Raw genomic sequence first — 25644 nt, 5'->3', positions numbered from 1 at the left:
GACACGGTCTTCCTGCGGCCGATCCGGCCGGGGCGCTGGCCTGCGCCGACGCGCAGTAGACTCTCTGCACGTGACTGCTAAGCCTCGTATCCCGAACGTCCTGGCCGGCCGCTACGCCTCCGCGGAGCTCGCCACCTTGTGGTCCCCCGAGCAGAAGGTGGTGCTGGAGCGCCGTCTGTGGCTCGCCGTCCTGCGGGCGCAGAAGGACCTCGGTATCGAGGTGCCCGAGCAGGCGCTCGCCGATTACGAGCGGGTGCTGGAGCAGGTCGACCTCGCCTCCATCGCCGAGCGCGAGAAGATCACCCGGCACGATGTGAAGGCCCGCATCGAGGAGTTCAACGCTCTCGCCGGGCATGAGCAGGTCCACAAGGGCATGACGTCGCGCGACCTCACCGAGAACGTCGAGCAGCTGCAGATCCGGCTGTCGCTGGAGCACGTCCGCGACCGCACGGTCGCGGTGCTGACCCGGCTGGGGAAGCTCGCGGCCGAGTACGCCGAGCTGGTCATGGCCGGCCGTTCGCACAATGTCGCCGCGCAGACCACCACCCTGGGCAAGCGCTTCGCGACGACCGCGGACGAGCTGCTGGTGGCCTTCGAGCGGGTCGAGGACCTGCTGGGCCGCTACCCGCTGCGCGGTATCAAGGGCCCGGTCGGCACCTCGCAGGACATGCTGGACCTGCTGGGCGGCGACACCGCCAAGCTCGCCGAGCTGGAGGACCGGATCGCCGGTCACCTGGGCTTCTCGCGGGCCTTCACCTCCGTCGGCCAGGTCTACCCGCGCTCGCTGGACTACGACGCGGTGACCGCGCTGGTGCAGCTGGCCGCGGCCCCCTCGTCGCTGGCCAAGACGATCCGGCTGATGGCCGGGCACGAGCTGGTCACCGAGGGCTTCAAGCCCGGTCAGGTCGGCTCGTCCGCGATGCCGCACAAGATGAACACCCGATCCTGCGAGCGCGTCAACGGCCTCGCGGTGATCCTGCGCGGCTACGCCTCGATGGTCGGCGAGCTGGCGGGCGACCAGTGGAACGAGGGCGACGTGTCCTGCTCGGTGGTGCGCCGGGTCGCGCTGCCGGACGCGTTCTTCGCCTTCGACGGTCTGCTGGAGACGTTCCTGACGGTGCTGGACGAGTTCGGCGCCTTCCCGGCTGTCATCGCCCGTGAGCTGGACCGCTACCTGCCGTTCCTGGCCACCACGAAGGTGCTGATGGGCGCTGTGCGCGCGGGTGTGGGGCGCGAGATCGCGCACGAGGTCATCAAGGAGCACGCGGTGGCCTCCGCGCTCGCGATGCGTGAGAAGGGCGCCGAGCGCAACGAGCTGCTGGACCGGCTCGCCGAGGACGAGCGGATGCCGCTGGACCGGGCGCAGCTGGACGCGCTGATGGCCGACCGGCTGTCGTTCACCGGTGCCGCCGCCGGACAGGTCGCGGCCGTCGTGCAGCGGATCGCCGAGGTCGCCGAGCGGCACCCGAAGGCGGCCGCTTACGCGCCCGGAGCGATCCTCTGACGCCGGAGGAACTCGAAGCCGCCCGCGACCGAACCATCGAGGATGTGGTCGCGGGCGGCCTGCGTGTGCTGTTCTGCGGGATCAATCCGGGGCTGCTGTCCGCGGCGACCGGCCATCACTTCGCCCGGCCGGGCAACCGGTTCTGGCCGGTGCTGTACGCCTCGGGCTTCACTCCCCGGCTGCTCCTCCCCGCCGAGCAGCGGGAGCTGCTCTCGTACGGGCTCGGCATCACCAATGTCGCGGCGCGGGCCACGGCGCGGGCCGACGAGCTGAGCGCCGCGGAGATGGTGGAGGGCGGCCGGATCCTCGACGCCAAGGTGCGGCTGCTGGAGCCGGCGTGGCTGGCGGTGGCCGGTATCACCGCCTACCGGGTGGCCTTCGGCGAGAAGGACGCCCGGATCGGTCCGCAGGAGCGGACCATCGGCAGGACCCGGATCTGGGCGCTGCCGAACCCCAGCGGCCTCAACGCCCACTGGACGGCCGCGGCCATGGCGGAGGAGTTCGGACGGCTGCGCGCGGCCGCCGACGACCCGGATCCGGGCGCCCGCTAGGGACTTGGGGAGGCTCCGGAGATGCTCCGGCGGCGACCGGCGCGGCGCCGGCTGCAACGGCACTCGCCGCGCGGCCGCTGGCCAGGTACGATCCGCCCACATACACGCGCTGGCTGGGAGGACATACGTTGGGGCGGCTCACCGGCGGGGATCCATCCCTGCTGCGACGGATCAATTCCGCGGTGGTCCTCCACGCGCTGCGCGGGTCCCAGACCCCCACTCTCACCGAGCTGGTGCACAGCACCGGCCTCTCCCGGCCGACCGTCGAGGGCGTCATCGAGGGGCTGACGGAGTCCCGGCTGGTGGTGGAGGCCCCGGCCGAGCCCGGTGACGCCCGCAAGCAGGGCCGGCCGGCCCGCCGCTTCCGGTTCCACGCCGAGGCGGGCCATCTGCTGGGCATCGAGATCGGCGCGCACCAGGTGCGTGCGGTGCTGTCCGACCTCAGCGGCCAGCTGCTGGGCTCGCTGGGCCATGACGTGGCGGAGGCGGCTTCCGCGGACGACCGGCTGGACCGGGTCCGCGGCACTGTCGCCGAGCTGCTGCGCAAGTGCGGGGTGGCGCGCAGCACGCTGTGGGCGGTCGGGGTCGGCAGCCCCGGCATCGTCGAGGCCGACGGCGCGGTGCGGTTGAGCACGGCGCTGCCGGGCTGGACGGGGCTGCCGCTCGGCGAGCGGCTGCAGCGGTCGTTCCGCTGTCCGGTGCTGGTGGAGAACGACGCGAATGTCGCGGCCGTCGCCGAGCACTGGAAGGGCGTCGGCATGGGGACCGACGACATGGTCTTCGTGCTGGCCGGGCTGAGCCCGGGTGCCGGTTCACTGATCGGCGGCCGGCTGCACCGCGGCTTCGGCGGTGCGGCGGGCGAGATCGGGGCGCTGCACCTGCTGGGGCAGGAGGTGACACCGGAGCATCTGCTGTCGACCACCGGGACGCCGCTGCACCCGCTGGACGAGTCGGCTGTCGCCCGGGTCTTCGCGCTCGCCAAGGGCGGCGATGTCCAGGCCAAGGAGGCCGTGGACCGGTATCTGCGGCGGCTGGTGCACGATGTGGCGGCCCTGGTGCTCGCTCTCGACCCCGAGCTGGTCGTGATCGGCGGCTGGGCGGCGGGCCTGGACGGCGTCCTGGAGCCGCTGCGCGACCAGCTGGCGCGCTACTGTCTGCGGCCGCCCGAGGTGACGCTGTCGGCGCTGGGCCAGGAGGCCATCGCGACCGGGGCCCTGCGGCTGGCGCTGGACCACGTCGAGGAGCAGTTGTTCGCCGTCGAGCAGACCTCACTCCCCCGGCGCTGAGCCGAAAGCACCCTCCCGACCGACAGCACATGAGCACCGGAACCCCCAGGGTTCCGGTGCTCATATGTGCGTACGACGATGTGTGCTCAGGACGCCTGGCGGCGCTCCTGCTCCTCGTGGGGGGTGACCTCCACGGTGCCGGTGTCACCGAAGGTGAGCCGGCAGGTGTCCGCGCGGTAGGTGGAGATCGCGACGGCGGCGACCTGGCCGGCCGCGAAGTAACGCGTGGTGACGACGAGGACCGGGGCACCGGGCAGCCGGTCGAGCTGCTTGGCGTCCTCGGCTCGGGCCGAGCCCAGCTCCACGGCGCGGTCCTCGCCCTCCAGGTCCAGCCGCTGCAGCTCCCGCAGCACGGCGGGCGCGTGGCTCGCCGGGGTCAGCAGACCGGGCAGTCCGGGCACCGACTCGGCGGGAACGTAGAGCAGTTCGGTGGCGACCGGCTGGCCGTTCATGACGCGTTCGCGCCGGATGGTGTGCACCGGGACCCCGCCGGCGCTGTCGAAGAGACGGGCGACGGCGGTCGGGGCGACGGCCTCGGCACAGCCGACCGTGCGCCAGGTGTCGTTGCCGATACCGGGCCAGGCGTTGTCCGTCGGACCGACGGCCACACCCATGCGGGGCGGGGCGACGGTGGTGCCGACACCACGGCGGCGCTGCAGCCGGCCTTCCAGCTCGAGCTGCTCCAGGGCCTGGCGGAGCGTGGCCCGCGCGACACCGAAACGGGCGGCGAGGTCACGCTCGTTGGGCAGGATCTCGCCCACCGAGAACTCGGAGTCGAGCGCGTCATTGAGCACGGTCTTCAGGTGCCAGTACTTCGGCTCCTGAACCTCCTGCGTCGCCTCGAGCTGCGTGGTCCCCACCCTGTCCTCACAATCGCTGGGGCCCTGTGCGGGCCTTGTTCAGCCTTGTTTCGGAACCCCTATTTATTAAAGGTCCTTGCACTACTAAGGCGACGATAGGGCGGGCCTCCCCCTTGGTCAAGACCAATCATCGTTCCGGTCCCTGACCAGGGACGCCTCGTACGCATGACGTTCACGCGATGTTGATGCCGCGCCGCAGGGGCGCCGGCCGGTCACGGAGCGTCGGCTCCCCACGCATCAGATCCCACCCGACCGGCCGTGCCGATGTCCAGGCGGGGCGGCGGGGGCGGAGCCACAATGAGGCCGGGCCGCCACAGCGGTGGCGGCCGGTGCGGGAACGAAGGGGAACCGGATGCGTTACGCGGTACTGGGTACGGGCGAGGTCGGCCGGACGCTCGCGGGCAAGCTCGTCGCGCTGGGCCACGAGGTGACGCTGGGCTCGCGTACGAAGGACAACGCGGCGGCACTGGCCTGGGCGCAGGAGGCCGGTCCCGGTGGGCACAACGGGACGTTCGCGGATGCGGCGGCCTTCGGCGAGGTCGTCGTCAACGCCACCGGGGGCATGGTGTCGCTGCAGGCGCTGGAGGCGGCGGGTGCGGCGAACCTCGCGGGGAAACTGCTGGTCGACGTCGCCAATCCGCTGGCGTTCGCGGACGGCGAAGTGGTCCTGGACCCGGTGGGTTCGGACAGTCTGGGCGAGCGGATCCAGCGGGCGTTTCCGCAGGCCCGGGTGGTGAAGACACTCAACACGGTCAACTCGGCGGTGATGGTGGATCCTTCGCGGGTGCCGGGTGAGCATGTGCTGTTCCTGAGCGGGGAGGACGCGGCGGCGAAGGATCAGACGGCCGCGCTGCTGGCGGAGTTCGGCTGGCCGCGCGAGCGGGTCGTGGACCTCGGCGGCATCACGTCGGCACGCGGTACCGAGGCCTATCTGCTGCTGTGGGTGAAGGCCATGGGCGCCCTGGGGCACGCCGACTTCAACGTCACACTGCAGCGGGCCGGTTGACCGCTGTCCCGCCCTCCACCGGGGAGGGAGGGGCCCCGACCGAGACGGGGGCGCCCGGTCGGGGCTGCTGGCCGGGCCGGCAGCGAACACCGGCCCGTATCCAGTGAACTCACGGTGCCCCATAGGAGTTCCCGGGCTTCCCCGATACCCTTCCTGACGTCATGTCTATCAACGGTCAGGAGCGCTCCATGCCCCGAACCGCCTCCCTCGTCGAGGTCTCCCCCGCCGGTCTCCCGCCCGTTCTCGTCGCCTACGAGCGCCGCGGCGAGGGAGAGCCGCTGGTGCTGCTGCACGGCATCGGGCACCACCTGCAGGCATGGGACCCGGTGGCCGGTCTGCTCGCCGCCGAGCGGGACGTCATCGCCGTGGACCTGCCCGGCTTCGGCCAGTCCCCCGCTCAGCACGCGTCGGTCCCCAGCGACCTGCCGACGGCCGTCGCCGCGCTCGACGCCTTCTTCACCGCGCTCGGGCTCGACCGCCCGCATGTGGCGGGCAACTCCCTCGGCGGGCTCGTCGCCCTGCACCTGGGCCGCGAGCGGCTGGTGCGCAGTGTGACGGCGCTGTCCCCGGCCGGGTTCTGGACCGAGTCGGAACGGCGCTACGCCTTCACGGTGCTGGGGGCGATGCGGCGCGGCGCCCTGCTGCTGCCGCCGACCACCGTGCAGCGGATGGCCCGCAGCACGGCCGGCCGCGCCGCGCTCACCAGCGCGATCTACTCCCGCCCCGGACAGCGCTCGCCGGAGGCCGTGGTGGCCGAGACGCGTGCCATGCGGGAGGCCGCCGGATTCGAGGCCACGCTGGCGGCGGGCCGAGCCGGCGTCGTCTTCAGCGACGACATCCCCGATGTCCCGGTGACCATCGCCTGGGGCACCCAGGACCGCGTCCTGCTGCGCCGCCAGGGGATCCGTGCCAAGCGCACCATCCCCGGCGCCCGGCTGATCCGGCTGCCCGGCTGCGGCCATGTGCCGATGAACGACGACCCGGAACTGGTGGCCCGGGTCATCCTCGACGGCTCGCGCTGACCGCCGGCCGGGCCTCTGCCGCCCGGCCCGTCAGGGCTCCGGTCCGTTCCCCCGGCGCGCGCCGGGCGAGCATTCCGGAGCCCACCGCGACACCCGCCGCGACCAGCAGGCTGCCCGCCAGCCGCCCCGGCCCGAAGGTGCCCACGCCGACCAGCGGCGCGGTCAGCGCCGCGGAGACCGGGATCAGCCCGGAGAAGAGCGTGGCGCGTTCGGCGCCGATCCGCTGCATCCCGGCGTACCAGCAGATGAAGCCGATGACGGTCGCCACGACGGCCTGCCAGCCCAGCGCCACCGCCTCGCCCGTGTCGGGCAGCCGCAGCGCGGCCCGCCCGTCGAGCAGCAGTCCGAGGAGTCCGGCCTCGACGGCGGCGAAGCCGCAGACGCAGGTCGACAGCAGTCGTGGACCCAGCGGTCCGACCAGCGGTGCGGCGACCACCGCGAAGGCGACCTCCCCGGCCAGCGCCGCCACCGACCACACCAGCCCGGCCGTGTCCGAGCCGCCCCATCCCTGGACGGCGAACGCCCCGCCCGCGACGAGCAGCGCACCGGCCAGCACCGCGCGGGAGGGACGCCGGCCGGCCAGCAGCGGCACGAGTACCGCCACGACGATCGGCGCGCAGCCCACCAGGACGCCGGGCACCGCGGGTTCCGCGCTGCCCTCGGCGGCGAGCACCGCGAGGTTGAAGCCGACCATGCCGGTCGCGGCGAGCACCGCGAGCCGCAGCCACTGCCGCCCGGTGAGCGCACGCAGCCGGACGGCCGTGTCACTGGTGCTTCTGAGCGTGAGCAGGGCGAGCAGCACGAAGGCGATGCCGTACCGCAGCGCCTGGCCTCCGGCGTGCGGGTAGTCGACGAGTGCGCCGTTGGCGGTGAAGGAGCCGCCGACCAGGACACAGGCGAGGGCGGCCAGGAGCGCTCCACGGCGCTGGAATGAGTTCATGCGATGACGCTATGAAGAGAACCGGTCCGGATTAAGGTCCAATCCCATGGCTGCTTCGAGGACCACTTCCGACGACGGCGACGGTGACGGAGCGGGCGGGACCGCCGCCTGGGAGCTGCTGCTCCCTTCGGCGGCCGCCCCGGCGCGCAGCCGTGGCCGCGCGCTGCAGGGGGCGCTGCGCGACGCGGTGCGGTCGGGCCGGCTGACGCCCGGCACCCAACTGCCGTCGAGCCGGGAGCTGGCCGCCGATCTGCGGGTGTCGCGCGGGCTGGTGACGGACGCGTACACGCAGCTGACCGCGGAGGGGTATCTGAGCGGCCGGCAGGGCTCCGGGACGTGGGTGACCAGTGCGTGCGCGGGTCCCGTGGCGCCCGCCCCCGGACCGTTCGCGGCGGACGACCGGGGCGGCCCCACGGACTTCCGGCCGGGGCTGCCGGATCTGTCGCTCTTCCCGCGCGCCGCCTGGTCGGCCGCCCACCGCAGGGTGCTGACGCGGCTGCCGCACCGGGCGTTCGGCTACCCCGATCCCCGCGGGCTGCCCGAACTGCGGGCCGCGCTCACCGATCTGCTGGCCCGCCGCCGTGGGGTCGCGGTGGAACCGGACCGGGTCGTGGTGTGCTCCGGGGTGGCGCAGGCGCACACCCTGATCGGCCTGGTCCTGCGGGACCGCGGGGAGCGCCGGGTGGCGGTGGAGGATCCGGGCAGCCCCGAACACACGGCGCTGTTCGCGGCGGCGGGGCTGGCGGCCGTGCCGGTGCCGGTGGACTGTGACGGCCTGGACCCGGCGGCGCTGGCCGCCACCGGGGTGCGGGCGGCCGTGGTCACCCCGGCCCACCAGTTCCCTTCGGGGGTGGCGTACACGGCCCGGCGGCGCGGTGAACTCGCCGACTGGGCCCGGGAGAGCGGCGGACTGCTGATCGAGGACGACTACGACGGGGACTTCCGCTACGACCGGGCGCCCGTCGGCGCCCTCCAGGGCCTGGCCCCCGGCCGGGTCGCCTACACCGGATCCGTCAGCAAATCGCTGGCTCCCGGACTGCGGCTGGGCTGGCTGGTCGCACCGGCGGAGCTCGCGGCCGAGGTCGCGGCACGCAAGCGGACGATGGACCTCGGCAATCCGGTGACCGAGCAGGCCGTCCTGGCGGAGTTCATCTCCGGCGGCCACTACGACCGGCAGTTGCGGCGCTGCCAGCGCCTGTACCGCATCCGCCGCAACACCCTGGCCGAGGCGCTGGAACGGCACTTCCCCGGGGCGCGGGTCAGCGGCATCGCGGCCGGACTGCATGTGATCGCGGCCCTGCCCGCGCGCTACGGACCCGAGCCGCGCTTCCTGGCGGCGGCCGCGGCGGCGGGTGTCGCGGTACGGCCGCTGTCCGACTACACCGTGCGCGGCGGCGGTGCGGACGACGGCCGGGTGCACCTCGTCATGGGGTACGCGCACCTGTCGCCGGCGGACATCGAACGGTCGGTCGCCCTGCTGGCCGGGGGGCTTTGATCTCGAATCGGCAACGGCAGGTTTAACTTCTCGATACCCCCTTCTGTCGCAGTCGTCCCACTTGATAGATATGACGCAGCGCGTTCCTGTCGGTCGATAGGCGCTCCACCCCCTTTTGGCCTTCGTCCTGTTGAGAGGTACGCCCATGCCTCCGCGCCCCCGCGCGGCGGTCCTGCCCCTGGTCGCGGTCTTCGCCGCCGGGTATCTCGCCGCCTATCTGCTGCCCACCATCGTCGGGCACCTCGGTTCCTCCCCCGGTGGCCTCGGCCTGAGCAGCGCCCATGCGGGCGCTGTCGGCAGCGCACTGCTGCTCTCGTCGGCCGGTGCCGGACTGACCCTCGCCTCCCGCGTGGACCGCCTGGGGCCCGTCCGCCTCGCCCGCGCCGGCCTGCTGCTCATGGTGGCGGGCTTCGCCCTCGCCGCCGGCACGTCCCACGTTCCGCTGGTGGTCGCCGGCTGCGTCATCGGCGGCTTCGGCTCCGGGACGGCGACCGCGGTCGCCGCCGTCGGGATCGCCGCCCGCCAGGATCCGCACCGCGCCTCGGTACTGGGTCTGTTGACCACCTCGGCGACGGCCGGCGCGCTGTACCTGGTGCTGCCGCGACTCGGTGGCGGCCACGCGCTGCCGTTCGCCGCCATCGCCTGCGCCGCCGCGCTGGCGCTGCCCGCGGCCGGGCGGCTGCCGGCCGCACCGGACCGGGTGGCGTCACCGCGCCCCGACGCCGGCGTCCCGGCCCGGCGCCCGCACCGCCGCGCCGGCGCCGTGCTGGCCGTCGCCATGCTGTGCTGGTCGATGGCGCAGAACGCCCTGTGGGGCGTGAGCGGACGCATCGGCCTCGACCGGGCCGGACTCTCCGAGGCCGCGCTCGGCCTGGTCTTCGCCGTCGCCCTCGGTGGCGGTCTGGCCGGGGTCGGCGCGGCGGGCGCGCTCGGCTCCCGGCTCGGCCGCGCCGTCCCGATCGGTGTGGGCACCGCGGTCATCGCCACCTGTGTCGCGGTGAGCGCCTCGGCCGGCGGAGCCGTGCCGTTCGCGACCGGCGAGGTGCTCTGGAACACCGTCTACCCCGTGGTGCTCTCCTACCTGATCGGCCTGGCCGCCTCACTCGACGGGCAGGGCCGCTGGGCCGTGCTGGCCGGTTCCGCCTCCAACCTCGGCGTCGCGTGCGGACCGCTGGCCGGGACGCTGCTCGCCGGTCATGTCGGCTACCCCGTCATGGGCGCCGTACTGGCCTGCGTGCTGTTCGCCACCGCCGTGCCGCTCACCGCGGTCGCACTGCACAGCGGCGGCCGCGTCCTGCTGCCGGGCACCGTCCGTCGGCGCGGCGGCGCGGCCGCGGCGGCTGTCGCGGGCGCGGCCGGCGCCCCTGCGGGGGCCGTGCCAGAACTGGGCGGCACCGAACTGGTGGTGACCGATATCGAGGTCGCCCCTATGCCCGTGCCGGAAGCGGTACTCGTCCCGCCGGCGGCCGCGCCACCGGCCCTCCGCGAGGAACCGGCGGCGCAGCTCACCTCGGTCTAGCGCACGGCCGTGCGCGTCAGGAGTTGGACCACTGGCGGGTCGACAGGACCAGGCGGTAGCCGTCCGCGTCCTCGATCGTGACACCCCACTGGTCCCAGTACGGGTTGTGCGCGGGCACGCGGGTGCCGCCGTGCTCCAGCAGGCGGGCGAGGAGGTCGGCCGGGACCTCGCCGTCGAGGTAGACGACGAGCAGGTCCTCGGCCGTCGGCCGGGGCTCGACCGGCTGTCCGGGGTCGTGCACCAGCTCCAGGTGCCAGGCCGCGTCCGGCCAGCCGGCCATCAGCAGGGAGTGGTCGCCGGGGGTGCCGTCCCCTTCGTGGCGGTAGAGCACATCGAGGCCGAGACCGCCGATCCAGAAGCGTTCGGCCGCCGCCAGATCCTTCGACGGCCGCGCGATGCGGACGTGTGCCGTGCCGTTGACTGCCACGAAACCCCCTGCCCTGGGGCCGCCACCCGCGGCGACCCGATATCGAGGAACCTACCGGGCCGTTGATCATCCGCGCGATCGGCCCCGGGCCCAAGGGTTCAGGGAGCGGGATCCGCGTCCGGCTGCTTCGTGCGGTCGAGGACGGACCCGGCTTCGGCACGCCGCCGTTCGGCCGTCCCGCCCTCCTCGTCGCCGTAGTCGGCGAGCACCGCCCGCGCCCGGTCCGCGGCGGCGTCGGGCCGGCCGAGGTCGGCCTCGATCCAGGCCGCGACCAGCTGTGCGGCGGAGCGGCCGTCGCGGGACCCGTAGGTCGCGGCGGCCCGCCCGGTGTGCACGAGTGCCTCCTCGTAGGCCGCGCGGGCGGAGCCGTCGGTGTCCGTGTCCCCGGGTTCGGCGGGGCAGCCGCGGACCAGGAGTTGGCCCGTCTGGAGGTGGGTGTCGGCGAGGTCGGCCCGCAGCATGTCCCGCTCGTGCTCGTCGGTGGCCGCGGCGAGCGCAGCGGCGGCGGTCTCTGCGGCGGACTCCATCGCCCGGCGGGCGGCGGGCAGCCCCGGCCGGCCCTCGCGCAGCTCGATCCACGCGCGGGCGCGCAGTGCGCGCACCACCAACGGGGTCCGCCCGAGGGCGCGCCACAGCTGTTCCGCGCGCTCGTACGCCTGGACGGCCTGGTCGTCGAGCCCGGCGCGGTTGAGGGCGTCGGCGGCGAGGTGGGCGAGATTCGCGTGGTCCTGCTGTTCCTCCCACTCCTTGGCGATCTCCGCGGCGAGCAGGAACTGCTCGGCGGCCGCGCGGGGTTCGTCCAGCTGCAGCAGGCATTCGCCCAGCCACCACCGGGCCTGAACGACCCGGCCCTCGTGGTGCGCCGCGCGCAGGTCGGGCAGCGCGGTCTCCAGGACGGCGGCCGCTTCGGCGGCGCGGCCGAGGCGGTTCAGCGCCCCACCGAGCACGAGCCGGGCCCAGCCGCCGGTGTCCTCGCCGTCCCCCGCCTCGTCGGCCCAGTGCGCGCCTTCCAGCGCGTGGTCGGCGGCCTCGTCGTCCTGGCCGGTGTCGGCGAGCGCCTGGGCGAGGACGGTGTGCAGATGGGCGTGGTGCGCGGGGGTGAGGAACTCGGTGCCGAGGTCGAGCGCGGAGCGGGCCGCGCGGGCGGCGGTGTGCGGATCGCCGTGGTTCAGGGCGAGCTCGGAGAGCATCGCCTCGCCCTCGACGGCGAGCCAGGGGCGTCCGGCCTCCTGGTGCAGTGCGGAGGCCCGGGTGAACGCCTCGGCCGCGCCCCGGACATCGCCGCGGCCGGCGACGAGCCGGCCGAGCAGGCAGGTCGCGTCGGCGATCCGGCCGAGCAGGCAGGTCGCGTCGGCGATCCGGCCGAGGACGCGGTCCTCGTCACGGTGGGCCTCGGCCAGGACCAGGATGTCGGAGACCTCGGCCTCCACGGCGGCCGCGGCCGCCTGGGGGTCGGCAGCCTGTCCGACCGTTCCCAGCCTGATCCGGGCGCGCAGCAGGAGCGCGCCGGTGAGCTGGCGGGTGGTGGCCCGCTCCTTGGCGTGCAGTTCCCTGAGCTGTTCGCAGGCGGCGTCGGCCGCGGCGAGGGCGGGCCGCACGGTTCCGGCGAGCGCCATGGCGTAGGCGGCGCGGCCGCGGCACACGGCGGCTTCCCCGTACTCCCCGGCCGCCTCGAAGTCCGCCGCGGCCGCGGTCAGCAGCGCGAGCGCGGCCGGCGGGTCGTCGAGGCTGTCCATGCCGGCGTGGTCGGCGACTTCGGCGCGGGCCATCGGGTCCAGCGGGGTCCCGGTGCGGTCGGCGGCGCGGCCGACCGCGGCCCACGCCGCGTGGGCAGCCTCGCGTTGCTCCCTGCTGAGCTCGCGGGCGCGGGCGATCAGCTCCGTGAGGTCGTCACTCCGGTCCGCGGCAGCGTCTGCGGACGGCACTTCGGGCGCCGCGGCCGGTGCCGTTTCCGGCAGGCGCGCGGCGCGCACCCCGAGCGGCAGCCGGTCGAGCAGCGGGGTGCCGGCGAGGCGTTCCGCCACCCAGGTGCTTACGGTGTCCGTGCCGTTGCGCTCGTCGAAGCCGCGGGCGAGGCCGGCGATGGCGGCTTCGGTTCGGGTGAGGAGTTCGGCCGCGGTGCGCGTCGTCGCCCCGGGCGCGGGGACGGGACGGTCGCCGTGGCCGAGCGCGGTGAGCCGGCGCAGCAGGACGGCGGCGGCTCCCAGGAAGTGCAGCCGGGACAGGGGCGTTCCGTCGCCCTCCAGGTGCGCGGTATGTTCGGCGAGGATCTCCAGGCCGCGTGCCTCGTTGCCGGTCAGTGCGCAGAACTCGATGTGCCGGCCGATGGAGGGCAGCAGGCTCTCGTTGCCCCGGGCCAGCCGGTAGCCGCGCAGATGGTTCCCGCGGGCCTCGTCGGTGCGCCCGAGCCGGACCAGGGGCAGCAGGGACAGCGACAGGATGCGGTGTGGTTCCTCCTGGCAGCTGTGCTCGCCCGCCAGCACCGGCGCCCAGGCGGCGACGGCGCGTTCGTCCTCGCCCCGGTCGGCGTGCCACTCGCCCTCGTCGTTGAGTTCGCAGGCCCGGCAGTCGCTCATGATGTCGCGGTCGGCGGCGGTCCAGGCGGCCAGCGAGCGGATGGCTGTGGCCGTGTCGCCGGTGTGCCGGGCCAGGCTGTACTCGGCGGCGTGTACGGGCCGCTGCGAGTAGCCGCCGAGGGCGTAGCGGCGGCCCATCTCCACCAGCCACCGTCGGATGGACTCCAGCGGGATGTCGGAGTAGCCGATCATGCCGGTGCTCACCCATTTGAAGCGCCAGTGCAGCTGGTGGACGGCGCGCTCGCCGAAGTCCTCCGGGTGCTCGTCCCACATCCGCAGCAGTCGGGAGAACGGCACGAACATCTTGGCGCGCTCGGTGCTGTACTCGTAGGCGCTGACGAGGTCGAAGAGCGCGTCCAGCAGCAGCGGCCGGTCGCCGGTGGTCTCGGCGAGCGCCACCAGTTCCTCGGCGCGGGCGTTGCGCACGGTGCCGTTGCGGGCGGAGCGGTTCTCCTCCAGCGCCCGGTGGATCTCGTGGACGGCCGCCGTCATCGGCTCTCCTCCTGGCCTTCGGGGTGCGTGGCCCACTGCAGCAGGTCCAGGAACGCACGGTTGATCAGTGCCGAGTCGGCCGGGCGCAGCGGGCGCTGGGCCAGCATCAGGGCCTGGCCGTACAGCGCCTCGGTGGCGGTGCCGGCGAGTTCGGGGTCGTCGAGGGCGCTGATCCGGCGGACCAGCGGGTTGTGGTGGTTGAGGACGAGCCGGGCACGTGGCGCGGAGCCGCGCAGCGAACCCAGGATGCCGGCCCACAGCCCGTCCGCCTGGGTCTCCTCCTCGGCGCGGGCGCGTTCGAACCGGGCGGCGCGGTCGTCGAGGTGCAGGGCGGGGACAGTCAGCGGGTGGAAGGTGCGCAGCACGACGTCGCAGCCCAGGGCGTCGAGCCGGGTGCGCGCAGCGGTGAGGAACCCGGCCAGCGCGAGCTCCTCCGCGGGGTCGACGGCGTCCAGGTGTGCGGTGACGGTGTCGGCGTCGAGTTCCGCGACGGCGGTGCCCGGCCGTACCCGCGGCAGCAGTTCGACGAGGTCGGCGTCGTAGGTGTAGCCGCCGTTGACGACCCCGATGCCCTGGGCGGACGCGATGGGCGCGACCTGCCGGTACTCCTCAACGGTGCGGGTGAAGTGCACGACCGGGTGGCGGCGGGCGAACTCCTCGAGCGACAGCCGTCCGTCGGTGGTCTCGAACGGCAGCCACGGCAGCATGACGCCGAACATCTCCGGGTCGTGCCGGGCCAGCGACTTCACCCCGAGGTGGTGCACGGACAGGAACTGCCCGAGCTGTTCGGGGTCTCCCGCGGCAAGCGCGGTCAGCCACTCGCGGATGCGTCCGCCGAGGGCGTCGCGGACGGCGGCCAGGGTCTCGTCGGCGTACAGGCTCTCGCGGGACGCGGTGGGGCGCAGGCTGTCGGTGTCGATGACGCACCGGACGAAGAACGCCCAGTCCGGCAGCAGGTCGTCCGCCCGTTCGGTGAGCAGCATGCCCTTGAGGTGGACGCGGTGGCCCGCGCGCCGGGCGGGGCTGACGGCCTCCGGCAGCACGTAGGCGACACCGCGGACGCCGGCGAGCGGCACGTCCAGGTCGATGGCGTCCAGCGGGGTGAAGCCGAACTGCTCGTGGCAGTGCCGGGCCAGCGCGATCCGCCGGGCGGCCGGGCTGGAGTGCGGGCGTTCCCACACCGCGGGCAGATCGGTGACCGGTTCGTCCCCGACGCGGACGTCGTAGGGCAGCAGCGAGCCGAAGTCCCGGGCGAGGGCGATGACGCGGGCGGGTTCCAGCCACTCGGCGGCTCCGGGCCGGGCGCTGAGGTACACCGTGGTGCCGGGTTCGGTGCGCGCGTCCGACGGCAGGGTGCGGACGATGTAGGAGCCGTCGTCGCGGGCCGTCCACTCCACCGGCGGGGCGTCGGGGGTGCGGGCGGAACGGCTGACGACGCGGATCTCCCCGGCGACGACGAAGCACGCGAGCAGTCCGATGCCGAACTGGCCGAGGAATTCGGCGCGCGCCGACTCCAGGCCGTCGCGCTTGGAGCTGCGGCCGATGGTGGCCAGCAGGGTGTGGACGTCGCTCTCGGTGAGACCGATGCCGCTGTCCTCGACCCGCAGCCGGCCCTCCCCGGCGTACAGCCGCACCCGCGCGGGCGCGTCCGGCTGTTCGGCACGACGCGCCGTGATCGCGTCAACGGCGTTCTGCAGCAGTTCCCGCAGGTAGACCTTGGGGCTGGAGTAGAGGTGGTGGGAGAGCAGGTCCACCAGGCCGCGGAGATCGACCTGGAAGGTGTGCGGTATGTGATCAGCAGTCATCGTCTCAGCCGTACAGGGGATGAATTCCGGCCATCGTAGGGCGCTACCCCGGTGTTGACCATGGGTTTCGGTGCGCGGTCCGGTCCGCCCCCGGCGCCGTGTTCACCGGCCGTTCGACCGGACGGCATCCGGGACCAGTAGGAACGGGGACGACGCAGGGGCAGCCGAGCAGCAGGAGTCGCACATGTCGCAGATGCCGAACACAGCACACCGGGAACAGGGTTCGCCGCAGTCGCGGCCTTCGGCCACCGGGGTGGACCGCCGGACGGTCCTCGGCGGCGGCCTGGCCGCGGCAGGAGCGCTGCTCGTTCCCGCCGTGACGGCGGCGCCCGCGCTGGCCCTGTCGGGACGGCCGGCCGCGCCGTGGGGTGTGCAGAGCGGCGATGTCACGGCCACGTCCGGCCTGGTGTGGGTACGGGCGGACCGGCCGGCCCGGATGGTCGTGGAGACGTCGGTCAGCGGCACCTTCCGCGACGCGCGCCGCTGGCAGGGCCCGCTGCTGGGTCCTGACACCGACTTCACCGGCACGACCTCGCTGCGTGGGCTGCCGTCCGGCGAACAGATCCACTACCGGGTGCTGCTGGCCGATCCGGACGACCACCGGCGTACCGGCGCACCCGTGGACGGCACCTTCCGCACCCCGTCGGCGCGGCGCCGCGACGATGTGCGCTTCCTGTGGTCGGGAGACCTCGCCGGGCAGGGCTGGGGCATCAACCCGGACATCGGCGGCTACCGCATCTACGAGGCGATGGGCCGGCTCGACCCGGACTTCTTCCTGTGCAGCGGGGACAACATCTACGCCGACGGCCCGATCGCGCCCACCGCGGCGCTGCCCGACGGCCGGGTCTACCGCAACCTCACCACCCCGGAGAAGTCCAAGGTCGCCGAGACGCTCGCGGAGTTCCGCGGCGCCTTCCGCTACAACCTGCTCGACGACAAGCTGCGCGCCTTCAACGCCCGGGTGCCCTCGGTCATCCAGTGGGACGACCACGAGGTGCGCAACAACTGGTACCCGGGCGAGATCATGGACGACGCGCGGTACGCCCAGAAGAGCGTGGACGTGCTGGCGGCCCGCTCCCGTCGCGCGTTCTCCGAGTACTTCCCGATCTCGACGCTGCGGCCGAACGCCGACGGGCGCGTCCAGCGGGTGCGGCACCACGGCCCGCTGCTGGACGTCTTCGTGCTGGACATGCGCACCTACCGCAACGCCAACTCCCCCGACACCCAGACGCAGGACGAGCAGGGCATCCTCGGGCGGGCGCAGCTGGAGTGGCTCAAGCGGGAGCTGTCCCGGTCCCGCGCGGTGTGGAAGGTGATCGCCGCCGACATGCCGCTGGGTCTGGTGGTGCCGGACACCACGGAGGGCAAGCCGAACATCGAGGCGGTCGCGCAGGGCGATCCGGGTGCCCCGCTCGGACGTGAGCTGCAGATCGCCGAGCTGCTGCGGTTCGTCAAGCACCGGCGGATCACCGGGACGGTGTGGCTGACGGCCGACGTGCACCACACGTCGGCGCAGCACTACCAGCCGTCCCGCGCGGCGTTCACGGACTTCGCGCCGTTCTGGGAGTTCGTCTCCGGCCCGCTGAACGCCGGCGCGTTCCCGGCCAGCGCACTGGACGGCACCTTCGGTCCCGAGCGGGTCTTCGTCAAGGCGCCCGAGCGCGCCAACGTCTCGCCCGCCGAGGGGTACCAGTTCTTCGGTCAGGTCGACATCGACGGGCAGTCGGGCGAGCTGACGGTGCGGCTGCGTGAGCAGGACGGCACGGTGCTGTTCACCAAGGTGCTGCAGCCCGGCCGCGTCGGCCAGTAGGGCACCGGCCCGCCGCGTCCGCGGTTCTGCCGTCTGCCGGTCGCGGGACACCGCCCGGCAGGCGGCAAAACCGTTGAAAGCGCAAATTAACCACCAGGAATCACCCTTAACCCACCGGTCATAGAACGTTCGTGATCACGCAACACATGTTCGACATGGTGTTCTCATGCCTCAGCTGACTCCGTCGAACCCACGCCCCTCCCGCGCCCACCGCCACCACTGGCGGCGCGACCTGGTGGAACTCGCCGCCCTCTTCACCGCGGTGGCCACCGCGGACCTGGTGTCCAATGTGGTGGTGCACGGTCCGGAGGGGCCCGTCCTGCTGGCCGCCTCGGCCGTCGCACTGCTGGCGACGGCCGGATTCCACACATGGTGGGCACGCCGCCACAGTCATGCGCCCCCCGGACCGGCTCCGGCGGACCGGGCCGACGAACCGGGCCCGGCGACGCTGTGGCGGCTGCGCACCACGGTGCGCGACACCCCGGGCAGCCTGGGCTCGGTGTGCATGGCGCTGGCCGACGCCGGCGTCGACATCCTGACGCTGCAGACCCACCCGCTGGCCGACGGCACGGTCGACGAGTTCCTGCTCCGGGCACCTGGATCGGTACCGGCCCTCGCGCTGTCCCAGGTCGTCGGGGCGGCCGGCGGACAGGACACCTGGACGGAGCGGGCCGACGCCCACGACCTGGTGGACACCCCCACCAGGATGCTCACGCTCGCCACCCGCACCGCCCTGGACGCCGCGGAGCTGCCGCTCGCCCTGCGCCAGCTCTTCGGCCGGTGCACGATCCGCTCGGTCCCGGCCGCGAAGGACGGCACCCCGGCACCGGAGGACTCCCTGACCGAGACCGTGATGACGCTGCGCGACCCGTCCGGCGGCACGATCACCGTCGAGCGGGCATACCTGCCGTTCACCCCGACCGAGTTCGCCAGGGCGCGGGCCCTGGTGGAACTCGACTCGCGGCTGGGCGTCCGGATGCCGGAGAGCAAGGACGTGCTGACGCTGCCGGAGGGCAACGAGATCACGATCCGCCGGGCCGGCCCCGAGGACCTGCCCGCGGCCCGCGCCATGCACGACCGCTGCTCCCCGGCGACGCTCGCACAGCGCTATCACGGCCCGGTCCCCGACGCGGACCGCTACCTGAAGCACCTGCTCAGCCCGCGCTTCGGCCGGACGCTGGCCGTCGAGACGGCGTCGGGCCGGCTGGTCGCGCTGGCGCACCTGCTGTGGGACGGCGACGAGAACGAGGTCGCCCTGCTGGTCGAGGACGACTGGCAGCGCCGCGGCATCGGCGCGGAACTGCTGCGCAAGCTCGTCGGCCACGCCGTCGAGGCGGGCCGGGGCAGCGTCTACGCCGTGACGCAGGCGAACAACACCGGCATGGTGGCGACCATGCGCGATCTGGGACTCCCGCTGGACTACCAGGTCGAGGACGGCACGCTGGTGATCACCGCGACGCTGACACCGTCGGGCGTGCCGTCCTCACCGAAGGTCACGAGCCGGAACTGACCGACTCGGCGAGGACCGAGGCCCGCAGCGCGCCGTCGAGGTCGCGCCACAGGTCCTCGACGTCCTCCAGGCCGACCGACATCCGCAGCAGCCGGTCACTGACGCCCGCCGCCCGGCGGTCCCGCTCGTCGACGACGCGGTGGCTGATCGAGGCCGGGTGCTGGATGAGGGTGTCGACACTGCCGAGGCTGACCGCCGGGGTGATCAGCCGGACCGCGGCGATCACCTCGTGCGGGTCGCCGTGCACCTCGAACGCGACCATGGCGCCGCCGATCCGCGGGTAGTGCACCGCCGCCACCCGGGGGTCGGCGGCCAGCCGCCCGGCGAGCACTTCGGCGCTCTGCGAGGCGGCGCGCATCCGTACCGGCAGCGTCGACAGCCCGCGCAGCAGCAGATAGCCGGCCAGCGGGTGCAGGACGCCGCCGGTGGCGAACCGGACCTTGCGCAGCAGCCGGGCGAAGTCCTCGTCGCAGGCCACCACCCCGCCGAGCACGTCGCCGTGACCGCCGAGGTACTTGGTCGCGCTGTGCAGCACGATGCTCGCGCCGAGCTCGGCGGGGCGCTGCAGCACCGGCGTCGCGAAGGTGTTGTCCGCGAGCAGCGGCACCGTTCCGCAGGCGTGCGCTATCGCCCGCAGGTCCAGTTCGGCGAGGGTCGGGTTGGCGGGGGTCTCGACCAGGACCAGCCCGGTGTCGGGCCGGATCGCGTCGGCGATGCCCGCCGGGTCCACCCAGGTCACCTCGGTGCCCAGCAGCCCGCCGGACAGCAGATGGTCACTGCACCCGTACAGCGGGCGGACCGCGACGACGTGCCGCAGGCCCAGGGAGCCGCGCGCCAGCAGGCAGGCGGTCAGGGCGGCCATGCCACTGGCGAAGGCGACCGCGTCGTCGGTGCCTTCGAGCCGGGCCAGGGCGGTCTCGAAGCGGCTGACGGTCGGATTGTCCAGCCGGCCGTAGACGGGCGGGCCCTCCAGGCGGGCGCCGGTGGCGGCGAACGCGTCGAGCCGGGCGGCCTCGCCCCGGCTGTCGTACGACGGGTACGTGGTCGACAGATCCAGGGGTACGGCGTGCACGCCGAGCCCGGCGAGGTCCTCGCGGCCGGCGTGCACCGCCTCGGTGGCCAGGGAACGAGGCGGTGTCACAGTGTGTTGTTCCATACCCAGAGCCTGAACAATCGGCGCCCATCGGTGACCGGATCCCGTGCTACGTTCGGCCGATGACCGATTCCGTCACTTTGGATCCGATCGATCTCGAGATTCTCCGGGTCCTGCAGAACGATTCCCGGACCACCAACCGCGATCTCGCGACGGCGGTCGGCGTCGCCCCGTCCACCTGTCTGGACCGCGTGGCACGGCTGCGCCGTACCGGAGTGATCCTCGGCCATGAACTTCGACTGGATCCCGCCAAGCTCGGACGCGGTCTCGAGGCGCTGCTGTCGGTGCAGGTGCGGCCGCATCGCAGGGAGCTGATCAGCCCGTTCGTGGCCCGGATCCGCGCCCTCCCCGAGACGCGGGCGCTGTTCCACCTCACCGGCCCCGACGACTACCTCGTCCATGTCGCGGTGACCGGTACGTCCGATCTGCAGCGGCTGGTGATCGACGAGTTCACCTCGCGCCGCGAGGTCGCCCGGGTGGAGACCCGGCTGATCTTCCAGCAGTGGGACTGCGGCCCCCTGCTGCCGCCCGTCCCGCGCGCCTGACCGCCGGGCCGCGGGCCCTGGACGGCGGCGCCGGCAGCGCGGCCGCCCGCCGACAGGTACGTAGCCAAGAAGAATGATGACGCGGCGGGCCCGTTCGTACGAGGATGGCCGTATGTCCACGAATACCAGCAGCCCGCTGCCCCGCCAGGTGGCCGACGCGTACGTCGACCACCTCATCGAACTCGACCCGATCATGGGTACCTACCTCGGCATCGCGCAGAGCAATTCCTCTCTGCCCGACTACTCCCCCGCCGGGACGAGCGCCGTCGCCGACCTCGCCCGCACCACGCTGGACCTGCTGACCCAGGCCGAGGCGCAGCCGGGCGCGGACACCGACGCGGAGCGGCGCTGCGCCCGGCTGCTGCGCGAGCGGCTCAACGCCGAACTCGCCGTGCACGAGGCCGCGGAAGGGCTGCGCGCGGTCAGCAACATCCACTCGCCGCTGCACTCGATGCGCGAGGTCTTCAGCGTCACCCCCGCCGAGACCACGGAGGACTGGACCGCGATCGCCGCCCGGCTGCGCGCCGTCCCGGCCGCGCTGGAGGGCTACCGCGCCTCGCTCGCCGAAGGCCTCGACCGCAAGCTCCCGGCCGGCCCCCTCCAGGTGACGACCGTCATCGGCCAGCTGACCGGCTGGATCGGCACCGACAGCAGCTACTTCGGGACGATTGCCGCGCCGGGCCCCGAGGAGCTGCGCGGTGAGCTCGACGCTGCCGCCGCCGGGGCCACCGAAGCCCTCGTGGCGCTGCGCGACTGGCTGCGCGACACCTACGCCCCGAGCGTCGAGGGCGCGCCGGAGACCGTCGGCCGCGAGCGCTACGCCCGCTGGTCGCGGTACTGGAACGGCACCGACCTCGATCTCGACGAGGCCTACGCGTACGGCTGGTCCGAGTACCACCGCATCCACGAGGAGATGAAGACCGAGGCCGAGAAGATCCTGCCGGGCGCGGCGACCCCTTGGGAGGCCCTGGCCCACCTGGAGGAGCACGGCACCCGCATCGAGGGCGTCGAGGAGGTCAGGACCTGGCTCCAGTCGCTGATGGACGAGGCCATCGAGGCTCTGGACGGCACGCACTTCGAGCTGGCCGACCGCGTCAAGCGCGTCGAGTCGCGGATCGCCCCGCCCGGCGGCGCCGCGGCCCCTTATTACCTGCAGCCGTCGGAGGATTTCTCCCGCCCCGGCACGACCTGGCTGCCGACGATGGGCCAGACCAGCTTCCCCGTCTACGACCTGGTCTCCACCTGGTACCACGAGGGCGTTCCCGGCCATCACCTGCAGCTCGCCCAGTGGACGCACGTCGCGGAATCCCTCTCCCGCTACCAGGCGACCGTCGGTCTGGTCAGCGCGAACTGCGAGGGCTGGGCGCTCTACGCCGAGCGCCTCATGGACGAGCTGGGCTTCCTCACCGACCCCGAGCGCCGGCTGGGCTACCTCGACGCGCAGATGATGCGCTCGACCCGCATCATCGTCGACATCGGTATGCACCTGGAGCTGGAGATCCCCGCCCACTCCCCGTTCCACCCCGGCGAGCGCTGGACGCCGGAGCTGGGCCGCGAGTTCTTCGGTCTGCACAGCGGCCGCCCCGCCGACTTCGTCGACAGCGAGCTGATCCGCTACCTGGGCATGCCCGGCCAGGCCATCGGCTACAAGCTCGGTGAGCGCGCCTGGCTGACCGGCCGCGAGGCCGCCCGCAAGGCCCACGGCGACGCCTTCGACGCCAAGGCCTGGCACATGGCCGCCCTCTCCCAGGGCTCCCTGGGCCTCGACGACCTGGTCACCGAGCTCTCGGCCCTGTAGGAACACCGCGGGGCCCCGGCCTCGCAAACGTTTCCGTGCGGGCGGCGGCGGATCTCCTCCGCAGCCGTCCGCACGGAGCCGCCTCGGGCGCCGCCGGATGTGGCCGTCCACGGCCGGTCTAGGCTGCCCGTATGGGGGCCACCATCATCTTCTGCGCGGATCCGCTGAATCCGCGGCGACCGGACGCCAACTTCGCACCCGAGGCGCGGGCCGCGCGGGAACTGGGTCTGACCGTCGCGCTGCTCGACCATGACGCGCTGCTCGCCGGAGATCCGGCGACTGCCGTCGCCCGGGTCCCGCGGGGCACCGGACCCGCGTGGTACCGCGGCTGGATGGTCCCCGGGGACCACTACAGCAACCTGGCGCAGGCGCTCGACGCACGCGGCTGCACCCTGCTGACGGAACCGGACCGCTATCGCGCCGCGCATGAACTGCCCGGTTGGTACGGCACGTTCGAGGAGCTGACGCCGCGCAGCGTCTGGCTGCCCGTCGACGCCGGCCGGCCGCCGGACACGGCGGCGCTGGCCGCCCTCACCGCACCACTGGGCGGCGGCCCCGGCATCGTGAAGGACTTCGTCAAGTCCCGCAAGCACGAGTGGGACGAGGCCTGTTACGTCCCCGATCTCGCGGACACCGAGCGGCTCGCGGCCGTCACCGCCTGCTTCGTCGAGCGGCAGGGCGACTTCCTCGCGGGCGGTGTCGTCGTCCGGGCCTTCGAGCAGTTCACGGACACCGGCGAGGCACGGGTGTGGTGGCTGGACGCGCAACCGGTCCTCGTCACCGCACACCCCGACACCCCGCAACTCCGCCCACGGCCGGCACTGGACCGGGTACAGCCGCTGGTGGCCGCCCTCGGCTGCCGCTTCGTCACCACCGACCTCGCACTGCGGGCCGACGGGCAGTGGCGGGTGATCGAGGTCGGGGACGGCCAGGTCAGCGATCTGCCGCCGGACGCGGACCCTGGGGCTCTGGCCGGAAAACTCGCCTCCGTCCGAGTGCCCCGAGGGATACTCTGCAGATCCTTTGCCTTCTCCGACAGGACGGTCCCGATCCATGACCCTGCGCACCTCCCACCATGACGGCCGACAGGTGCTCGAATCCGGCCGGGTGACCCTGCGCGAACAGCTGCCCGCCGACTGCGCACAGCTGGCCGAGGGCAAGCCCGCCGAGCTCGTCTGGATCGACGGCATACCCGGCGAGGGCACGACGAGCGCCGCCGGGATGACGGTCCAGGCGGACGCGGCCGGAGTGTTCCAGCCCGGCTGGGGAGTGTTCGCGATCCAGCGGTCCGAGGACGGCATGGCGATCGGCGGCATCGGCTTCCACGGCCCGCCCACCGACGGCGTCGCCGAGATCGGCTACGACCTCTCGATCTCCGCCCGCGGCGCCGGCTGGGCCACCGACGCCCTGCTGGCCCTCGCGGAATGGGCCCTCACCCGCCCCGGCGTCCGCGTCCTCCTCGCGACCACCGAACCGGACAACATCCCGTCCCAACGGGTCCTGGAACGAGCGGGTTTCACTCGCGTGGCGGACCACGGGAACCTGCACGCATTCGAACTGGTCGGCCCGGCGGTCTGACCGGCCCCATCCTGCGCACGTCCGCAGCGACGACCCCGACACGTCCGGCGATCGCCGCACGGCCGGTCAGCAGCCGCAGGTGTCGGCGCCGGTCGGGGCGGTGAGGGGGTCCGCTTCGTGGCGGGCTTCGCCCTCGGAGGTCTCGAAGGCGTAGCCCTCGCGGATCCAGTACTCCATGCCGCCGAGCATCTCCTTGACCCGGTAGCCGAGGGTTGCCAGGGCGTGGGCGGCGCGGGTCGCGCCGTTGCAGCCGGGTCCCCAGCAGTACACGACGACCGGGACCGAGCGGTCCAGGAACTCCGCGGCGAGCTGCGGGATCTGGGCGGTCGGAAGATGGACGGCGCCCGGTACGTGGCCCTGGTCCCAGGATTCGGTGCTGCGGGAGTCGACGACCACGAATCCGGGGTGCTCGGCCTGCAGACCGGCCGCGACGTCGGAGACGTCGGCGTGGAAGGCGAGGCCGGCGGCGAAGTAGGCGGCCGCGTCGGCGGGGGCGGCCGGGGGGACGCGGAGGACGGGGTTCTCGGAAACGATCAGCTGTGTCATGGCTGGAAATCTACGGAACCCGGGCGGGACCGTGAAGTGAGATTCCCCGGTGGTTTTCTTGCACGGCCGGGATTTCCCCTGCTATTCATCGGTCATGACCAGTGAATCCCTCGACGCCACCGACTGGCGCATCCTGGAAGCCCTGCAGCTCGACGGCCGGGCCAGTTACGCCGAGCTGGCGCGGGCGGTCGCGATGTCGCCCAGCGCGGTGACCGAGCGGGTCCGCCGGCTGGAGGAGTCCGGGGTGATCACCGGTTATTCGGCGGTCATCGACCACGACCGGGTCGGTCTGCCCATCCTGGCCCTGGTGCGGCTGCGCTATCCGACCGGCAACTACAAGCCGTTCCACGACCTGCTGGCGTCGACGCCGGAGATCCTGGAGGCGCACCACGTCACGGGCGACGACTGCTTCGTCATGAAGGTGGCGGCCCGCTCGATGCGGCATCTGGAGGAGACCGCCGGCCGGATCTCAGGCCTCGGATCGGTCACCACCAGCATCGTCTACTCCTCGCCGCTGTCCCGCCGCCCGCTCACGTTGTGACGGGGGTGACGGCGCCGCGAGCGGTGCCGCGCCCGGACGGGCCCTGGGCGACCGTGGAGCCCGACTGTCCTTTGACGACGCGCAGTTGGGCGGGGATGCGCTGCCGCAGATCGGCGACGTGGCTGACGATGCCGACGGCGCGGTCCCGTTCCCGCAGCGCGTCCAGGACGTCCAGCACCTCGTCCAGGGTCTGCTCGTCGAGGCTGCCGAAGCCCTCGTCGATGAAGAGGGTGTCCAGCCGGGTGCCGCCCGCCTCGTCGGTGACGACGTCCGCGAGGCCGAGCGCCAGCGCCAGGGAGGCGGAGAAGGTCTCGCCCCCCGACAGGGTCGCGGTGTCGCGCTCGGTGCCCGTCCAGGCGTCGACGGCCATCAGGCCCAGCCCGGACCGGGAGCGGCCCGCGCTCCTGGCGTCGCTGTGGACGAGGGTGTAGCGCCCCGACGACATGCGCTGCAGCCGGACGCTGGCCGCCGCGGCGACCTGTTCCAGCCGGGCGGCCAGCACGTAGGTCTCCAGTTCCATCTTCAGCTGGTTCTCGGTGGAGGTGCCGGCCGACAGGTCCGCCAGCCGCCGGATGCGGGCGTACTCGGCGCGGGCCGGGGCGAGTTCAGCGGCCTTCGCGGCGGCCTGCGCCCCGAGCCGGTCGAGGTCGGCGCCGCGCGTCTGCCCGGCGGCGTGCGCG

The 25644-nt window shown here is 73.5% G+C and carries 22 protein-coding genes; 14 read left to right on the top strand and 8 right to left on the bottom strand.

Annotated elements, in window-relative coordinates; translation table 11 throughout:
* Positions 1–70: 70 nt before the first annotated feature.
* The 3 genes from purB to G3I60_RS40875 all read left to right on the top strand — a co-directional run bounded on the left by purB (position 71) and on the right by G3I60_RS40875 (position 3341).
* Positions 71–1504, top strand: coding sequence for an adenylosuccinate lyase (purB, locus tag G3I60_RS40885; protein ID WP_138357207.1), 1434 nt, complete (start codon positions 71–73; stop codon positions 1502–1504).
* Complete coding sequence (mug, locus tag G3I60_RS40880; protein WP_138357208.1) at positions 1501–2055, top strand: G/U mismatch-specific DNA glycosylase; 555 nt, start codon at positions 1501–1503, stop codon at positions 2053–2055. Before purB ends, mug begins: the two co-directional genes overlap by 4 nt.
* A gap of 128 nt (positions 2056–2183) precedes the next feature.
* Positions 2184–3341 carry an ROK family protein gene (locus G3I60_RS40875; RefSeq protein ID WP_138357209.1) on the top strand — a complete coding sequence of 386 codons (1158 nt, stop codon included), beginning with the start codon at positions 2184–2186 and terminating at the stop codon, positions 3339–3341.
* Positions 3342–3427: 86 nt separating this feature from the next.
* On the opposite strand, the gene G3I60_RS40870 is transcribed toward G3I60_RS40875, so the two are convergent.
* Complete coding sequence (locus tag G3I60_RS40870; protein WP_164299420.1) at positions 3428–4201, bottom strand: GntR family transcriptional regulator; 774 nt, start codon at positions 4199–4201, stop codon at positions 3428–3430.
* A gap of 352 nt (positions 4202–4553) precedes the next feature.
* On the opposite strand from G3I60_RS40870, the gene G3I60_RS40865 reads away from it, so the two are divergent.
* Entirely contained in the window at positions 4554–5207 is a 654-nt protein-coding gene (locus G3I60_RS40865; protein WP_164299418.1) for an NADPH-dependent F420 reductase, read from the top strand.
* Between the two features lie 188 nt (positions 5208–5395).
* Positions 5396–6229 (top strand): alpha/beta fold hydrolase, encoded by an 834-nt coding sequence (locus G3I60_RS40860; protein WP_164299417.1) that lies wholly within the window; start codon positions 5396–5398, stop codon positions 6227–6229.
* Here the strand turns inward: G3I60_RS40860 and G3I60_RS40855 are convergent.
* On the bottom strand, positions 6207–7169 hold the full coding sequence (locus G3I60_RS40855) for a DMT family transporter (protein ID WP_164299415.1): 963 nt from the start codon (positions 7167–7169) through the stop codon (positions 6207–6209). The genes G3I60_RS40860 and G3I60_RS40855 overlap by 23 nt on opposite strands.
* Positions 7170–7215: 46 nt before the next feature.
* Between G3I60_RS40855 and G3I60_RS40850 the strand changes: the two genes are divergently transcribed.
* Entirely contained in the window at positions 7216–8664 is a 1449-nt protein-coding gene (locus G3I60_RS40850; protein WP_164299413.1) for a PLP-dependent aminotransferase family protein, read from the top strand.
* Between the two features lie 145 nt (positions 8665–8809).
* The gene (locus G3I60_RS40845) at positions 8810–10183 is read left to right on the top strand and encodes an MFS transporter (protein WP_164608459.1); all 1374 of its coding nucleotides are present in this window, start codon (positions 8810–8812) and stop codon (positions 10181–10183) included.
* Between the two features lie 16 nt (positions 10184–10199).
* On the opposite strand, the gene G3I60_RS40840 is transcribed toward G3I60_RS40845, so the two are convergent.
* The 3 genes from G3I60_RS40840 to G3I60_RS40830 all read right to left on the bottom strand — a co-directional run bounded on the left by G3I60_RS40840 (position 10200) and on the right by G3I60_RS40830 (position 15483).
* Positions 10200–10610 carry a VOC family protein gene (locus tag G3I60_RS40840; protein WP_164299447.1) on the bottom strand — a complete coding sequence of 137 codons (411 nt, stop codon included), beginning with the start codon at positions 10608–10610 and terminating at the stop codon, positions 10200–10202.
* A 98-nt stretch (positions 10611–10708) separates the two neighbouring features.
* Positions 10709–13678, bottom strand: coding sequence for a tetratricopeptide repeat protein (locus G3I60_RS40835; protein ID WP_164299446.1), 2970 nt, complete (start codon positions 13676–13678; stop codon positions 10709–10711).
* Positions 13675–15483, bottom strand: coding sequence for an HSP90 family protein (locus tag G3I60_RS40830; RefSeq protein ID WP_164299445.1), 1809 nt, complete (start codon positions 15481–15483; stop codon positions 13675–13677). The genes G3I60_RS40835 and G3I60_RS40830 overlap by 4 nt, the downstream gene beginning before the upstream one ends.
* A 184-nt stretch (positions 15484–15667) precedes the next feature.
* Between G3I60_RS40830 and G3I60_RS40825 the strand changes: the two genes are divergently transcribed.
* The gene (locus G3I60_RS40825) at positions 15668–17293 is read left to right on the top strand and encodes an alkaline phosphatase (RefSeq protein ID WP_239070909.1); all 1626 of its coding nucleotides are present in this window, start codon (positions 15668–15670) and stop codon (positions 17291–17293) included.
* 166 nt (positions 17294–17459) lie between these two features.
* Complete coding sequence (locus G3I60_RS40820; RefSeq protein WP_164299444.1) at positions 17460–18803, top strand: GNAT family N-acetyltransferase; 1344 nt, start codon at positions 17460–17462, stop codon at positions 18801–18803.
* On the opposite strand, the gene G3I60_RS40815 is transcribed toward G3I60_RS40820, so the two are convergent.
* Positions 18787–19959 carry a PLP-dependent aspartate aminotransferase family protein gene (locus G3I60_RS40815; RefSeq protein WP_164299443.1) on the bottom strand — a complete coding sequence of 391 codons (1173 nt, stop codon included), beginning with the start codon at positions 19957–19959 and terminating at the stop codon, positions 18787–18789. The genes G3I60_RS40820 and G3I60_RS40815 overlap by 17 nt on opposite strands.
* 59 nt (positions 19960–20018) lie before the next feature.
* On the opposite strand from G3I60_RS40815, the gene G3I60_RS40810 reads away from it, so the two are divergent.
* From G3I60_RS40810 to G3I60_RS40795, 4 genes are all read left to right on the top strand, one after another.
* Positions 20019–20501, top strand: coding sequence for an Lrp/AsnC family transcriptional regulator (locus G3I60_RS40810; RefSeq protein WP_164299442.1), 483 nt, complete (start codon positions 20019–20021; stop codon positions 20499–20501).
* A gap of 112 nt (positions 20502–20613) precedes the next feature.
* Positions 20614–22299: a DUF885 domain-containing protein gene (locus G3I60_RS40805; RefSeq protein ID WP_164299441.1), complete on the top strand. Its 1686-nt coding sequence runs from the start codon at positions 20614–20616 to the stop codon at positions 22297–22299.
* 131 nt (positions 22300–22430) lie between these two features.
* A complete protein-coding gene (locus tag G3I60_RS40800) occupies positions 22431–23378 on the top strand; it encodes an ATP-grasp domain-containing protein (protein WP_164299440.1) in 948 nt (315 codons plus the stop codon).
* Positions 23353–23877: a GNAT family N-acetyltransferase gene (locus tag G3I60_RS40795; protein ID WP_138357222.1), complete on the top strand. Its 525-nt coding sequence runs from the start codon at positions 23353–23355 to the stop codon at positions 23875–23877. Before G3I60_RS40800 ends, G3I60_RS40795 begins: the two co-directional genes overlap by 26 nt.
* A gap of 66 nt (positions 23878–23943) precedes the next feature.
* Here the strand turns inward: G3I60_RS40795 and G3I60_RS40790 are convergent, their stop codons facing one another.
* Complete coding sequence (locus G3I60_RS40790) at positions 23944–24423, bottom strand: rhodanese-like domain-containing protein (RefSeq protein WP_203675115.1); 480 nt, start codon at positions 24421–24423, stop codon at positions 23944–23946.
* 94 nt (positions 24424–24517) lie between these two features.
* Here G3I60_RS40790 and G3I60_RS40785 point away from each other — a divergent pair, with 94 nt between their 5' ends.
* Positions 24518–24964, top strand: coding sequence for an Lrp/AsnC family transcriptional regulator (locus tag G3I60_RS40785; protein WP_164299438.1), 447 nt, complete (start codon positions 24518–24520; stop codon positions 24962–24964).
* Here the strand turns inward: G3I60_RS40785 and G3I60_RS40780 are convergent.
* Positions 24954–25644: SbcC/MukB-like Walker B domain-containing protein (locus tag G3I60_RS40780; protein WP_275419220.1), on the bottom strand; the 691-nt coding region annotated here is incomplete at its 5' end. The two genes, G3I60_RS40785 and G3I60_RS40780, sit on opposite strands and share 11 nt — an antisense overlap.

It is taken from the genome of Streptomyces sp. SID13666 (assembly GCF_010548325.1).
GTDB lineage: Bacteria > Actinomycetota > Actinomycetes > Streptomycetales > Streptomycetaceae > Actinacidiphila > Actinacidiphila fildesensis.
The sequence above is the reverse complement of the archived record's forward strand: the minus strand, read 5'-3'. Positions and strand labels throughout refer to the sequence as shown.

What these genes read in the sequence shown, in the direction of transcription:
- G3I60_RS40785 (WP_164299438.1), top strand. Translation starts at nt 24,518, where the DNA reads ATGACCAGTGAATCCCTCGACGCCACCGACTGGCGCATCCTGGAAGCC.
- G3I60_RS40790 (WP_203675115.1), bottom strand. Translation starts at nt 24,423, where the DNA reads ATGACACAGCTGATCGTTTCCGAGAACCCCGTCCTCCGCGTCCCCCCG.
- G3I60_RS40815 (WP_164299443.1), bottom strand. Translation starts at nt 19,959, where the DNA reads ATGGAACAACACACTGTGACACCGCCTCGTTCCCTGGCCACCGAGGCG.
- G3I60_RS40805 (WP_164299441.1), top strand. Translation starts at nt 20,614, where the DNA reads ATGTCCACGAATACCAGCAGCCCGCTGCCCCGCCAGGTGGCCGACGCG.
- G3I60_RS40825 (WP_239070909.1), top strand. Translation starts at nt 15,668, where the DNA reads ATGTCGCAGATGCCGAACACAGCACACCGGGAACAGGGTTCGCCGCAG.
- G3I60_RS40860 (WP_164299417.1), top strand. Translation starts at nt 5,396, where the DNA reads ATGCCCCGAACCGCCTCCCTCGTCGAGGTCTCCCCCGCCGGTCTCCCG.
- G3I60_RS40865 (WP_164299418.1), top strand. Translation starts at nt 4,554, where the DNA reads ATGCGTTACGCGGTACTGGGTACGGGCGAGGTCGGCCGGACGCTCGCG.
- G3I60_RS40850 (WP_164299413.1), top strand. Translation starts at nt 7,216, where the DNA reads ATGGCTGCTTCGAGGACCACTTCCGACGACGGCGACGGTGACGGAGCG.
- G3I60_RS40795 (WP_138357222.1), top strand. Translation starts at nt 23,353, where the DNA reads ATGACCCTGCGCACCTCCCACCATGACGGCCGACAGGTGCTCGAATCC.
- G3I60_RS40845 (WP_164608459.1), top strand. Translation starts at nt 8,810, where the DNA reads ATGCCTCCGCGCCCCCGCGCGGCGGTCCTGCCCCTGGTCGCGGTCTTC.
- G3I60_RS40800 (WP_164299440.1), top strand. Translation starts at nt 22,431, where the DNA reads ATGGGGGCCACCATCATCTTCTGCGCGGATCCGCTGAATCCGCGGCGA.
- G3I60_RS40830 (WP_164299445.1), bottom strand. Translation starts at nt 15,483, where the DNA reads ATGACTGCTGATCACATACCGCACACCTTCCAGGTCGATCTCCGCGGC.
- G3I60_RS40810 (WP_164299442.1), top strand. Translation starts at nt 20,019, where the DNA reads ATGACCGATTCCGTCACTTTGGATCCGATCGATCTCGAGATTCTCCGG.
- G3I60_RS40820 (WP_164299444.1), top strand. Translation starts at nt 17,460, where the DNA reads ATGCCTCAGCTGACTCCGTCGAACCCACGCCCCTCCCGCGCCCACCGC.
- G3I60_RS40835 (WP_164299446.1), bottom strand. Translation starts at nt 13,678, where the DNA reads ATGACGGCGGCCGTCCACGAGATCCACCGGGCGCTGGAGGAGAACCGC.
- G3I60_RS40855 (WP_164299415.1), bottom strand. Translation starts at nt 7,169, where the DNA reads ATGAACTCATTCCAGCGCCGTGGAGCGCTCCTGGCCGCCCTCGCCTGT.